This is a genomic window from Flavobacterium bizetiae (genome assembly GCF_024271895.1).
In the GTDB taxonomy this organism is placed as follows: Bacteria; Bacteroidota; Bacteroidia; order Flavobacteriales; family Flavobacteriaceae; genus Flavobacterium; species Flavobacterium bizetiae.
The window spans coordinates 2,709,150-2,722,497 of the sequence record NZ_CP091861.1 but is presented as its reverse complement, the minus strand read 5'-3'; the positions used below and the strand labels follow the sequence as shown (position 1 = coordinate 2,722,497).

Annotated in this window: 13 protein-coding genes; 11 read left to right on the top strand and 2 right to left on the bottom strand. The window is 32.2% G+C overall.

Translation table 11 applies throughout. The features are described 5' to 3' along the window. Window positions 1-297 precede the first annotated feature (297 nt). Window positions 298-1,374, bottom strand: coding sequence for a peptide chain release factor 1 (prfA, locus tag L0669_RS11765; protein ID WP_065449322.1), 1,077 nt, complete (start codon window positions 1,372-1,374; stop codon window positions 298-300). Window positions 1,375-1,832: 458 nt separating this feature from the next. Here prfA and L0669_RS11760 point away from each other — a divergent pair, with 458 nt between their 5' ends. The 6 genes from L0669_RS11760 (at window position 1,833) to L0669_RS11735 (ending at window position 6,725) form a co-directional block, all read left to right on the top strand. Then, window positions 1,833-2,846, top strand: a complete 1,014-nt coding sequence (locus L0669_RS11760; RefSeq protein WP_263763702.1) for a ComEC/Rec2 family competence protein — start codon at window positions 1,833-1,835, stop codon at window positions 2,844-2,846. Window positions 2,847-2,901: 55 nt separating this feature from the next. Next, window positions 2,902-3,594, top strand: a complete 693-nt coding sequence (locus L0669_RS11755) for a hypothetical protein (RefSeq protein ID WP_263763700.1) — start codon at window positions 2,902-2,904, stop codon at window positions 3,592-3,594. Beyond that, window positions 3,594-4,487: a ComEC/Rec2 family competence protein gene (locus tag L0669_RS11750; protein WP_263763698.1), complete on the top strand. Its 894-nt coding sequence runs from the start codon at window positions 3,594-3,596 to the stop codon at window positions 4,485-4,487. Before L0669_RS11755 ends, L0669_RS11750 begins: the two co-directional genes overlap by 1 nt. Before the next feature lie 94 nt (window positions 4,488-4,581). Further along, window positions 4,582-5,049: a hypothetical protein gene (locus tag L0669_RS11745; RefSeq protein ID WP_263763697.1), complete on the top strand. Its 468-nt coding sequence runs from the start codon at window positions 4,582-4,584 to the stop codon at window positions 5,047-5,049. 378 nt (window positions 5,050-5,427) lie between these two features. Continuing rightward, the gene (locus L0669_RS11740) at window positions 5,428-6,207 is read left to right on the top strand and encodes a hypothetical protein (RefSeq protein ID WP_263763694.1); all 780 of its coding nucleotides are present in this window, start codon (window positions 5,428-5,430) and stop codon (window positions 6,205-6,207) included. Window positions 6,208-6,320: 113 nt separating this feature from the next. After that, window positions 6,321-6,725 carry a hypothetical protein gene (locus L0669_RS11735; RefSeq protein WP_263763692.1) on the top strand — a complete coding sequence of 135 codons (405 nt, stop codon included), beginning with the start codon at window positions 6,321-6,323 and terminating at the stop codon, window positions 6,723-6,725. Between the two features lie 376 nt (window positions 6,726-7,101). Here L0669_RS11735 and L0669_RS11730 read toward each other — a convergent pair whose 3' ends face one another. After that, entirely contained in the window at window positions 7,102-7,440 is a 339-nt protein-coding gene (locus tag L0669_RS11730; RefSeq protein ID WP_263763690.1) for a hypothetical protein, read from the bottom strand. Between the two features lie 406 nt (window positions 7,441-7,846). Between L0669_RS11730 and L0669_RS11725 the strand changes: the two genes are divergently transcribed. The 5 genes from L0669_RS11725 to L0669_RS11705 all read left to right on the top strand — a co-directional run bounded on the left by L0669_RS11725 (window position 7,847) and on the right by L0669_RS11705 (window position 13,279). Beyond that, the gene (locus L0669_RS11725) at window positions 7,847-8,275 is read left to right on the top strand and encodes a copper resistance protein NlpE (RefSeq protein ID WP_263763688.1); all 429 of its coding nucleotides are present in this window, start codon (window positions 7,847-7,849) and stop codon (window positions 8,273-8,275) included. Window positions 8,276-8,420: 145 nt separating this feature from the next. Continuing rightward, a complete protein-coding gene (locus L0669_RS11720) occupies window positions 8,421-8,903 on the top strand; it encodes a hypothetical protein (protein WP_263763685.1) in 483 nt (160 codons plus the stop codon). 54 nt (window positions 8,904-8,957) lie between these two features. Next, window positions 8,958-10,037 carry an acyltransferase family protein gene (locus L0669_RS11715; protein ID WP_263763683.1) on the top strand — a complete coding sequence of 360 codons (1,080 nt, stop codon included), beginning with the start codon at window positions 8,958-8,960 and terminating at the stop codon, window positions 10,035-10,037. 40 nt (window positions 10,038-10,077) lie between these two features. Then, entirely contained in the window at window positions 10,078-10,728 is a 651-nt protein-coding gene (locus L0669_RS11710; protein WP_263763681.1) for a hypothetical protein, read from the top strand. 241 nt (window positions 10,729-10,969) lie between these two features. Next, the gene (locus tag L0669_RS11705; RefSeq protein ID WP_263763679.1) at window positions 10,970-13,279 is read left to right on the top strand and encodes a DNA topoisomerase 3; all 2,310 of its coding nucleotides are present in this window, start codon (window positions 10,970-10,972) and stop codon (window positions 13,277-13,279) included. Window positions 13,280-13,348: the final 69 nt, after the last annotated feature.

The window sequence follows — 13,348 nt, the reverse complement described above, 5'->3', positions numbered from 1 at the left end:
TTATGATTAAAAAAAATCCTGTTTCACGATTAGTGAAACAGGATTTTATATTTTTATAGATTGGCAAAAGCCTTTGTCCCTTTGCTCCTCTGAACCTTTGTCCCTAAAAACTCAGTTCCAGTGGTTGAAACCACTGGCTATGTTTATCTTATAATCAAAAAAAATCCTGTTTCACGATTAGTGAAACAGGATTTTTATATTTATATAGATTGGCAAAAGCCTTTGTCCCTTTGCTCCTCTGAACCTTTGTCCCTAAAAACTCAGAACCTCAGCAACTAAGAACCTTAGTACCTTAAATTAAAAAACCTCCGAAGCCTCTTTTAATTTCTCCATATTATTAACCAACTGAAGCTCGGCAACAATTTTCTGAATGTCACCATTCATGATGTTTCCTAAATCGTATAAAGTCAAACCAACTCTGTGATCTGTTACACGACCCTGAGCGTAATTGTAAGTACGAATCTTAGCCGAACGGTCACCAGAACTCACCTGCGATGTACGTTTTGTAGCATCTTCAGCCTCTTTCTTAGCCAATTCCTGTTCGTACAAACGAGAACGTAAAACGTTCAACGCCTTATCTTTGTTTTTATGTTGCGATTTCTGATCCTGACATTGCGCCACCAATCCCGTAGGAATGTGCGTTAAACGTACCGCAGATTTCGTCGTATTTACAGATTGTCCTCCAGGTCCAGATGAACAGAAGAAATCCACACGAACATCGTTCATATCAATCTGTACATCAAACTCTTCCGCTTCTGGTAAAACCATCACCGTAGCTGCAGATGTATGCACACGACCCTGAGTTTCAGTCTGAGGAACACGTTGTACACGGTGCACTCCGGCTTCAAACTTCAAAGTTCCGTAAACATCCTCTCCGGATACCTCAAAAATAACCTCTTTGAAACCACCCGAAGTTCCTTCGTTCATATCTACTACCGAAGTTCTCCAACCCTGGTTCTCACAATATTTAGTATACATTCTAAATAAATCACCTGCAAAAATACTCGCTTCATCTCCACCCGTACCTGCACGAATCTCGACCATCACGTTTTTAGCATCTTCAGGATCTTTAGGGATCAACATAAACTTGATTTCTTCCTCAAGTTCAGGCAATCTTTCTTTTGCTTCATCTAGTTGCATTTTGGCCATTTCAACCATATCTGCATCACTTCCATCAGCAATAATTTCGTTTGCCTCATCTATATTAGCCATCACAAGTACATATTCATCGCGCTTTTCAGCCAATGCTTTCAGGTTTTTGTACTCCTGATTCAATTGCACATAACGTTTCTGATCAGAAATAACATCCGGCTGGATAATTAAGTCCGAAATCTCGTCGAAACGCTGTTTTACTATTTGAAGTCTATCTAACATTTTCTAATTCCTTTTATTGGAGTGCAAAATTACGAAATTTTTGTTTAAAATTCTAGTATTGATTTTTTGTGTTTTTTGAAGGGGAAATTTGGAGGAATCAGGATCTTTTTTTGAGCTGTTTCCTGCTATCCGTTACAATCTTTTGTGCCGAACGCCGGCACAAAAGGATTTTCACTTCTATCAGGGCTAGGGGTTTTCGGATTTATTTAGGTGTTTATGGATTTCCGTAAAATTATTGAATTAGCAAAATTTACTTTAGCAAAAAAAAATCAGGTGTTTTTACTTGGTGGTTAATTTGAAATAAAGTCGATGTTTGTTTATAATACTTTACATTGAACATAAGGAATATTTCTCACACTCCTTTATTATGATTTTTCATCAGAATAACAAATAAATTAAAAAAAATCTTCTAATTTTTAAATTAAAATCAATTATATCTAACCTAAAACAATACAAATATGTCAAAAATTCATTTTTTAAATGTTCTCGAGGGAGATTGTAACATTATACAACATGATAGTGGAAGAATTTCTGTAATTGATGTAAGTAATGCTTATAACGATTACGATACTGCTGAAGAAATAAAAGTTCGAAATTCAGAAATTCGTAAAAACATGTATTTGAGAACTCAGGTCCCAACTAACAAGAAAGATTATAAACAAAAAAAAACACCTGATAATCCCATTCAATATCTAAAAAAACTCAAAATTAATTCAATTTTTAGGTTTATAATTACACATCCAGACATGGATCATTTAGATGGAATTAAAGATTTATTTGATGAATTTTCGATACAAAATATTTGGGATACTTGCAATAGTAAGGGGATATCAGATAAAGCAAATTCTGGCGGTTACAATATGGATGATTGGAAATTTTATAAAAAAATTCGAGATACAGAATATAAGGAACCAAAAAGATTAACGTATTATGCAACTAATGTTAATGATTACTATAATCAAGATTATATACAAATCCTTTCTCCAACTCCGGAATTAATTAAACATTGTAATGATAAAGAGAATTGGAATGATTCATCATATGTACTATTATACACCCCACCAAAAGCAGATGGTGGAAATTGGAAAATATTACTTGCAGGAGATAGTGAAGATAAAACATGGGAATATATTTTAAATAATTTTGAAGAAGAAGTAAAAAACATTGACATCTTATTTGCCCCACATCATGGGCGTGATTCGGGAAGGAATTATGATTTCTTAGCAACTCTAAATCCAACAATAACATTGTTTGGAAATGCAAGTTCTAAACATCTAGCATATAATAGCTATCCTGAAATAAGAATAACGAATAATCAAGCTGGATATATAATTTTAGATATTCAAAAAGACAAAATTTCGTTTTATGTTAAAAATTATGAATTTGCTAGAGATTTCAGAAATAATCGCAAATGGAGTGATCCAACTTTCGATAAAATTTTAGATGCATATCATATTTTCGATATAAGTTAAAATCAATTATAAACTTACCACAATCTTAATAAGCAACTAACATAGCAAAAACTCAATGATGAATCAATACTTTATTAGAGCAAGATTATTTCCAACTATATTAACATCAATTCCAATAATAATTTTTATAAATTATGTTTTAAACAAAGAAATATATCCATCTTTAGATCAAATTTATACAATACTTCCAACCTTAACTGGGTTTGGAATTTCTGCAGCAATAATATTTTTAAGTATTCAAATAAATAGAATTGTTTCAAAAGAATTATTTCAAAAAATTTATTTCAAAGAAGAAATAGAAATGCCGACCACAAAAATGTTACTTTGGAAAGATTCCAAATTGGATAAAAACACTAAATCCAAAATAAGACAAAAAATAAACAAAGATTTTCAAATAAAATTAAAGAATGAAATTGAGGAAGTTTCAGATTTAGAAGAATCAAAAAAACAAATTGTTTTTGCAGTCTCGCAGATTCGAAATTTATTACGAGGTAACGCTTTTCTATTTCAACATAATCTTGAATATGGATTTATTAGAAATTTGATAGGAGGTTCTTCAATGGCCTCACTAATAAGTGCAATAATTTTAATTTATGCAATATTAACAAAAGATAACACGCTTGAAATCACTTCAATAATATTATTAACTATATACATTCTACCAATAATTTTTTCGAAATTTATAATAAATAAGTTTGGAAATTACTACGCAAAAACACTTTACGAACAATTTTTAACAGAAAAATAATGAGTCAAACAGTAAAAATGATTTTTTGGGATGTACAAGCTGGACATGCAACGTACATCAAATCCCCAAATGGAAAACATATCGTTATTGATCTTGGAATTGGATCTTTTGATGATAACAATAGAGGTTTTAGTCCATTAATGTATATTAAAGAACATCTTAATGTTAGTCAATTAGATTATGTTATTATCACTCATCCACATCTTGATCATATTGAAGATATTGTTAATTTCGACACTCTTTCACCGAAAATATTGCTAAGACCAAACCATATAACAAATGAAGAGATAATGCAAGAAGAAAAAGAAACACAACCTATTAGAAATAGAGATAAACCCATTTTTGAAAAATATTGCGAAATTAATAACCGGTATAATTCGCCTGTTAGAGATACGAATACAAGTAATCCAAAATTAATTTCTAATTATGGTGGTTTATCTATAAAAACATTTCATCCAATAAATTGTAATAAAAGCAATTTCAACAATCACAGTATAATTACAGTTTTAGAATTTGAAGGTATTAAGGTAGTTATCCCTGGGGATAATGAAAAATCTTCTTTTGAAGAACTACTACAAAAAGAATCATTTAAAACATCCATTAAAAATGCTGATATCTTATTAGCTCCACATCACGGTAGAGAATCTGGATATAACACCGATTTTATAAACCTCGTAAATCCAAAATTAACCATCATTTCAGATGGTAGATTTTGTGATACAAGTGCAACATCCAGATATTCTCAAAAATCCCAAGGATGGGTAGTTTATTATAAAAATGGTTCAAGTGAAAAAAGAAATTGTCTCACAACTAGAACAGACGGTGAGATATTTGTTGAATTTGGTAAAAATTATAATGATAAACTTTTTCTATCAGTAAGGACCAAAAATTAGTAGTTTATTATTCTCTTATTCTTATTTATCCTAATTGGTGAAAGACTTTGTAAAACGTAGGTTATTAATTCCGTAAAATAAAAAACTAAAAATTATGACAGATAAAGCAATCGAAGTCTTAATGACAATTCTTCTTCCTTTGACAGGTGGTGGAATAGGCTTTCTTTTAAAACGATATTTAGATAAAAAAAGGGAATTGTTTAATGAAAATGCAAAAGAAAGAAGACAAGCCTATCAAGACTTTGTGGACATTATAATAGATATATTTGCTGGGAAAAATGAAACAAAACAAAAATCATCTGATGTAAATAGGCTTTTTGAGTTTTACAAAAAAAATATATTATTTGCACCTCCCAATGTAGTTAATGCTTTCAGTGATTATATGCAATATATATATGTATTTGATAATAGTGACCCTAATCAAACTGCTGAGCATATTAGAAAACTTACTGAAGTTTTAAAACAAATGAGAAAAGATTTAGGATTAAGTAATTCTGATTTAGGAGAAAACGGCGAAAAATTAATGAGAGCTATATTAAAAGATTTTGATACACTTTTATAACAACTGTTCGCTCATTCGTACAAGCCTGTCAAAAACACAATGGAATATATGAACTTTTTGCAGGACAACACAGCCATGTCAATAACAAAACAATGAAGTACTGTGCGGGCACGAGCGGGATGCTCGCGCTAGCGGAGAAAAAAAATCAACATTTCCGATGGAAGACATCGACTTAAAATTTTTAATTTTCTTAAACTTGACATCATTCTGGTTGCAATATACAAACCTAGTTTAGAAATAATAAAAAAAGTAATATTAGTGGAAAATTTATAAGAATTTCATTATTTTTAAAAACCATAAATATTTATTTATTCTAAAGCAACAAAATCTTTTGACAATATTCGTCATAACATAACTAAAACTAAATAGTTAAATTATATGTCACGTAGAAAAATGCAAACTGGAATATGTCGAATCTGTAAAAAGAAAACTGAATTAAGTTTTGAACACATTCCACCTAAAGCTGCTTTTAATAAATATACAAAATTCAGAACTATTCCATATTTAGAATATGTTCAAAACGCGCATAAAGAAGATTATAAACCTACAGCAAAACTTCAGCAAGGAGGGATAGGCGAATATTGCTTATGCAGAAAATGTAATAGCTTTCTTGGAAACAATTATGTTCCTGATTATTTTAAAATGGCTCAAGTGGCCAAAACTATTTTTCAAAATAAAAACTTTAAAACAGCTAAGTTTACAACAAATGGAATATCTCCCCTTAGATTACTAAAGCAAGTGATAGCAATGTTTGTATGCATGCAAAAAGCAGAGTTTACTGATGAAAATTCTGAATTACTATCTTTTTTAAAAAATCCAAAAGAGAAAAATTTACCTGATAAATTTCGCGTATTTATGTATCTCAATCATTTTGGTCAAATAAGACAATTGAATACAATGTATACAAATATTTATGGATTAGTAAATGAATTAACATTTCCCCCACTAGGTTTTGTATTAAGTATAAAATCAGATGCCATTTTTCCTTTAACCGAAATAACTCATTTTAAAAATCTGGATGAAGATTATCGTGATGAAGTTAATCTTGAGCTTTATAATCATCCTACACATCTTCCATTTCCGATCGATTATCGATCATTAGAAGAGATCGAAGAAACAATAAAAGAAAGCGAAAAATATGAAAATGATGTTTATTAAAAGCGCTGTACCCAAGCTAGCACGAGTGTCACACTCGTGAGCGCAACTCATGCAAACGATAAAAACAATCGTTATCATTCAACTTATGACCAAAAAATCCTTAAAAACCAACAATGACAAAAGAAGAACTAAACAAACTGTCACAAAAAATTGAAGATATTTCGAATAATTTCGAACTTAAACCTTTTTCGGGCAAAGTAAAATTATTGAAAGAAAATTTCGATATTAATGAAATAAAATCACCTAAGCAATACTTAGAAACTATTGACGAAATTACTGAAGTACTTCGTGAAACTAGACTTTTGTTTCTCTATTCAGTTTTTAATATCGTTTGTAAAGAAGAAGACAAACTTTACTATTTTGATACACCATATCAAGCAGCTATGAGTTATAGCGCTTTAACAAAAAAAGGAGAAAGTTTTTACCTTTTAGACGAAGACGGAGATTACAGCGAAATATTTATAAGTGAGCCTTTTGTGCGATTTATCGATGATCAGTATTGGGAATTATACGAATAATAATTCCCCGCTCTACGAAGTGTTCATTATGAAAAGCTACGCAAATGTCTCCGACTTTGTGTTTTTTTTTTCTCTTAGAAACTCTAAATCTGATAAAAGTCTCTGACTTTTTACAAATTGTTTTAAATAGCTATTTTTACAAATATAAATTAGAACAAAAGTCAGACTTTGAGTAATTTTAGTTTCAAGAAACTATATTTAAATAGCGCAAAGTCAGAGACATTTGCGTTGCAGGTTTTCCTATTCTCAAAAACCCCTATGCAAAGTTAAAATCTTACCAACTATGAACAAGTATAAACCAACAGAGAAAAATTGGCTCAAAATAATTATTGAAAATTTACTTGATTTTATTTTAATGTGGAAATAATTGAAAAACTTATACCGCATCAGCCTCCAAACAAATCTTATGCAAATCATCCAATAACTCCATTTCCTGATCAGGTAAAAGCTGCAATGCAATTTCAAGCAAAGTCACCACATTAATATCTGTGTCTGATTCAAAAACAGCCAAACTTCGGGCTTCCTTATTCATTAAAACGATACTTGCTTTAAGAAGATCTGAAATCATTAGATTAAGTTCGTTATAACCGGAAACCTTTAGCGTTACACTAAACGAATTATCACTTCTATTTTCTGATTTTAGCTTGTCGAATTTATTGATTCTTTTCATTGATTCCAGAAATTCTGTGAGTTGTTTTGTATGTTGCATTTCCATGATTAATTTTTAATAGTTTTTCACCGAAACGAAATTACAAGTAATAGATTATTTTTAGGTGATTGTATACAATCAGTTGTATTCAACCGATTGAATAAAAAAGAGTATCAAATTAGAATTTTTAACTTTATATTCGTCATAATTAAATTATCAATCGAGTAAATGAAAAATAGAATAAGTAAACTGAATTGGAATTACGAAGACAAAAATTTAAAAAATAAATTTTTAAAGCTCTTAGTAAGTTGTACCAGTTCTTTACTCATTAGTTACTTGTTTAACATTCGCAATTTTGATAAAGCTAATTTTATATTCTCAATAATCTTCGGAATCCTAATTTGGGGTGTTTTATTAATTCAAAGAAAAATTTAAGATCTTCTACTAAAACTTCTAATCCATTTTCAAATCAATGAAACTAATACTAACCACCCTGTTTTTAATTTTCAACCTAACCCTACTCGCACAATCAAACAATTTCGCTGGCGATTATACGCGTTCACTTGGTGAAAAAGGAAAACATATCATAGAATATAAACTGACCTTAAATCAGGACGGAACATTCGAATTTCATTCGTATTCGAAAATGCAGGGCGGAACTCCACCGGAAGTCAATACATACGGAAAAGGAAAATGGAGCGCAAAAGACAATATGATTACTTTTTCTTCTAATAAAAAAGAAGATTTTGACGAGAAGTACACTTTAGATTTTAATAATTCAACAGCAAGATTCATAACCAAAAATCCAAGAGATAAAAGTGACAAAATCGTGAAGACAAAACTTCAATTTTTAGAATCAGGAATTTTCTGGATGAAAAGAATTGATGTTTTTAAAGAGTAAACGTTTCAATTTGTTATCATCACAATAAAATAAAGCCACAAGAAAATAATTTTGTGGCTTTTTTTATAATCAGAAAAAATCAATCTTTGTAAAAACAGATTGTAAATCTGTATCATAGAACCAAAAACAATTTAAAAACTCAAATATGCTTAAACTCTATAAACAAAAAGACAATCAGCTTTGGTACTGGGAAACTTGGGATAAAGACGAAAAAACAGCCATTGTACATTGGGGAATCGTTGGAGAACAGGGACAAAATAAAGAAGTCAAAGGCGGATTATTTTCGAGTTTCACAAAAAATGTTCAAAAAGAAATTGACCAGAAACTAAAAGAAGGCTATACAGAGTTTGACCAGGATAAAGTCTGCTTTTTAGAAATCGAATATAGCATTGATGGTTTTGGAACCGAACAAGATCTTGAAAAACGACATAGACTTGAACAAAAAATGGATGAAGTTTTAGGCTGGACAGGACTTGGACATACCGATGGCGGAAGTATTGGCAGCGGAACTATGGAAGTTGGATGTATGGTTGTTGACTTTGATATAGCCAAAAAAGTAATCGAAGAGCGCCTTAAAGGAACTGAATTTGGGAATTATTCAAGAATTTTTAAAATAGATCAGGAATAAAATATTCAATTAAATTGAGTTTCTTATAATTGTTCCTCAGTATTAAATAAAACCATGACACAACCCCAAACCGAAACCCTAAAACCAAAACAACATTTTGAAATCCTCGACGGATTAAGAGGAATAGCCGCTGTGGCCATTGTGATTTTTCATTTTATGGAAATCGTTCATCCGCCCAGCGAAAATTTTATTGCGCATGGTTTTTTAGCGGTTGACTTTTTCTTTTGCCTTTCGGGATTTGTTATTGCCTACGCCTATCATGACCGCATTGGAAAAATGAAACTTACCGACTTTTTTCAATTAAGATTAATCAGATTACATCCTTTGGTTGTTTTTGGCTCTGTATTAGGTTTATTGGCTTTTCTTTTTGATCCGTTTGGCGGTCATCCTGAAGCTTACCAAACCAGTAAAATCATTTTGATATTTCTGGCATCCGTTTTTCTGATTCCGTTTCCGGTCATGGCAGATCGATATTTCAATATATTCGGATTAAATGCGCCGGGCTGGTCTTTGTTTTGGGAATATGTTGCCAATATTTTTTACGCACTTTTCCTTTATAAACTAAGCCGTCGTTCACTTTTTGTATTAACGGCTTTGGCTGCAGTAGGAATTTGTTTTGTGAGCCAACGCGCGGGAGGTTCTTTAATGGGCGGATGGAGCGGCGAAACTTTTTGGGATGGCCTTGGTCGTATTTCGTTTTCGTTTTTAGCAGGAATGCTCATTTACCGCTCAAATTGGATTATTAAATCAAAATTAGGTTTCATCGGTTTATCTGTATTATTGCTTTTGGCTTTTGTATTGCCTTTTTCAGATTTCAATTGGCTTACAGAACCTTTGGTCGTTTTATTTTATTTCCCTTTATTGATCGTATTGGGAGCCGGAGCAACTTTGGCACCGGGATTCAAAAAACTATGCGTTTTCTTCGGACAGATATCATATCCTTTATACATGACGCATTATGCCGCAATGTGGATATTCGCCAACTATTACACCACGTACAAACCTGAAACCACACAACTTACTTTTATTATCATTGCAGGCACTATTCTTCTTGTGGGTATCGCCTATTTGACCATGATTTTTTATGATATCCCAATTAGAAAATATCTTACGGACAGAAGAAAGAAGGTTTAATTAGAAATTCGCATATAATTAATTTTTAAAGTTTTAGCCAGTGAATAAAATAATTGACGGAAAGATTGATGAAACTCAATATAATAATTCCACATTAAAGGTTCTATGGATTTTGAAAGAAGCAAATGTTTCTCCGGAAGACAAAGAAAAAGAAGAGATTGATTTATGTGCAGCTTTTCGTGAAAATTGGCATATTAAGAATGCTTTATCGATACCTACATTTCGCAAAATGATATACGCTACTTATGGTATTTTCTATCCAGAAGTCGAATGGAAAAATGTACCTTATGCAAACGAAGAAGCTTATGAAGTAGTTAAAAAAATTGCATATATTAACATTAATAAATATCCTGCTGACTCTTCATCAAATGACTGGAAAATAAAAGAAGCATACAATCAAAATCGAGAACGACTTTTAGATCAAATTGAAAATTTAGAGCCAAACATTATAATATTTGGAAACACTCTTAAATATTTTGAATATGATGATTTAGCTAGAATTGGTTGGAAAATTTCTGAAGCAGAAAAAAAATACGCCAATGAAAAAACTACCAACACAGCATTTTACATGATTTCTTCAGATAAGTTATGTATTAATGCTTATCATCCTTCATATCCAAAAATAACTGATAAAATATATTGGAATGAAATTAGAAATGCATTTAGCATTTGGAAATCAACTAAGCCATAAAAATTTTGCAAGATTAAAAACACAGATGTAAAGTTTTTTTCTCGCAGATTCGGCAAATTGAGCAGATTTCATGTTCGGTCCTGCCTATATCTGCTCTAATCTTTTAAAAATCTGTGTGAAACAAAAAAACTTTGCGACTCTGCGTCTTTGCGAGATTAGAAAAAACCCTTGTTCCTAAGAACCTTTGCTCCTTTCTTATAAAAAATCCTTAATTTCGCCTTTTAAACAAGGAAGGAGAAAAATGAAGGTATGTATTGCTGAGAAACCAAGTGTAGCACGCGAAATCGCATCCGTTTTGGGAGCCAATACCAAGCACGATGGATATTTTGAAGGAAACGGTTATGCCGTGACCTACACATTTGGGCATTTATGTACTTTAAAAGAACCCAACGATTACAAACCACACTGGAAAAGCTGGGATTTGAATAATTTACCCATGCTTCCGGAGAAATTCGAAACCAAAGTCGTTCAGAATTCAGGTATCGAAAAGCAATTTAGAATTGTAAAAAGTCTGTTCGACAAAGCCGAAGTGGTTATAAACTGCGGGGATGCCGGGCAAGAAGGAGAACTGATTCAGCGTTGGGTAATGAACGAAGCGAATTATAAAGGCGAAGTACAGCGTTTATGGATTTCGTCTCTAACAACCGAAGCGATAAAAGAAGGATTCGAAAATTTAAAACCTTCTGAAAACTACGATAATTTATTCTACGCCGGATTTTCAAGAGCCATTGGCGACTGGTTATTGGGTATGAATGCCACGCGTTTGTATACCGTAAAACATGGCGGTTACAAACAAGTTTTGTCTATTGGCCGCGTGCAAACACCAACATTGGCAATGGTTGTAGATCGCTGGAAAGAAATCGAAAACTTCAAACCTCAACCCTATTGGGAATTACAAACGTTATACAGAGAAACTCTTTTTAGTTATGAAGAAGGCCGTTTCCTGAAAAAAGAAGACGGAGAACTTCTCGCCAATAAAGTCAAAGAAAGCGAATTCGAAATTGTTTCGGTTGATAAAAAAAACGGAAACGAATACGCACCTAAACTATTCGATTTAACGGGCTTACAGGTGTATTGTAATACCAAATTTGGATTTTCGGCAGATGAAACGCTTAAAATTGTACAAACTTTGTACGAGCAAAAAGTAGTTACGTATCCCAGAGTTGATACGACTTTCTTACCCAATGATATTTACCCAAAAGTACCGGGAATTCTGCAAAAATTATCTAAATATGCCGAGTTAACGCAACCACTTCTAGGCAAAAAAATAAAAAAATCTCCTAAGGTTTTCAACGATAAAAAAGTTACAGATCACCACGCGATTATTCCAACCGGAATTGAGAGTAATTTGCAATTCAATCAGCAACAAGTATATGACATTATTACAAGACGTTTTATTGCCGTATTCTATGATGATTGTTTGGTTGCCAATACCACAGTAATAGGAAAAGCAGCCGAGGTAATGTTCAAAACCACTGGAAAAGTGATCTTAAAAAAAGGTTTCCGTGTTGTTTTTGAAGACCCGAATGCCAAAGAAAAAGAAGCCGATTTATTACCCAATTTTGTCGTGGGAGAAAAAGGTCCGCATGAACCCTCGTTTTTAGAAAAAGAAACTAAACCACCCAATCAGTTCACAGAGGCAACTTTACTGCGTGCGATGGAAACCGCCGGTAAACAAGTCGACGACGAAGATTTACGAGAATTGATGAAAGAAAACGGTATTGGTCGTCCGTCTACACGAGCGAATATTATCGAAACTCTTTTTAAGCGTCAATATATTGTTCGAAATAAAAAACAGGTTTTACCAACACCTACAGGGATTCAGCTTATTGATACGATTCAGAACGAATTGATCAAATCAGCAGAACTTACAGGTTCTTGGGAGAAACAACTGAAAGATATCGAAAAAGGTACTTATACTGCCGGAGCGTTTATTAAAAACATGAAGCGAATGGTCGAAGCTTTGGTTACCGAAGTACGAAGCGAAACCAGACACGCCAATATCTCGCACGCAACTGCAACTCAAAAAGAAGTGGTTAAAGTTGAGAAAAAGAAAGCCGCAGGAATCTTAGCCGAAACTTGTCCGAAATGCCAGAAAGCCACTTTAATAAAAGGAAAATCGGCTTTTGGATGTGGTAACTATAAAGCAGGTTGTGATTTTTTATTGCCGTATACTTTCTCAGATAAAAAAATATCCGAAAATCAATATTTAAGATTGGTTCAAAAAGGATCAACAGTAAATATAAAAGGTTTTAAAACCGATGAAGGAACTGTTGAAGGTTTGATTCGTTTTGAAGAAAATTACAAGTTAAAATTAGAAATTAAAAAAACAGCCGCGAAAGACAAACCAGCTGCAAAAACAGATTCTGATGCTTTAACCTGTCCGAAATGTAAAAAAGGAACCATCTTAAAAGGAAATACCGCTTACGGTTGCAGCGAGTACAAATCAGGTTGCAATTTTAAAGTTACTTTTGATGATGTAAGAGCCAAACTAAAAGATCAAAAACCAACTAAAGAACTGGTTTATTCGATTTTAAGCGAAAGCGTTTAAAAGTTTTTTTAGCCACAGATTACTGAATTAGAATGATTTTTTTCTTCGCTACAAATTTTACTAATTTTC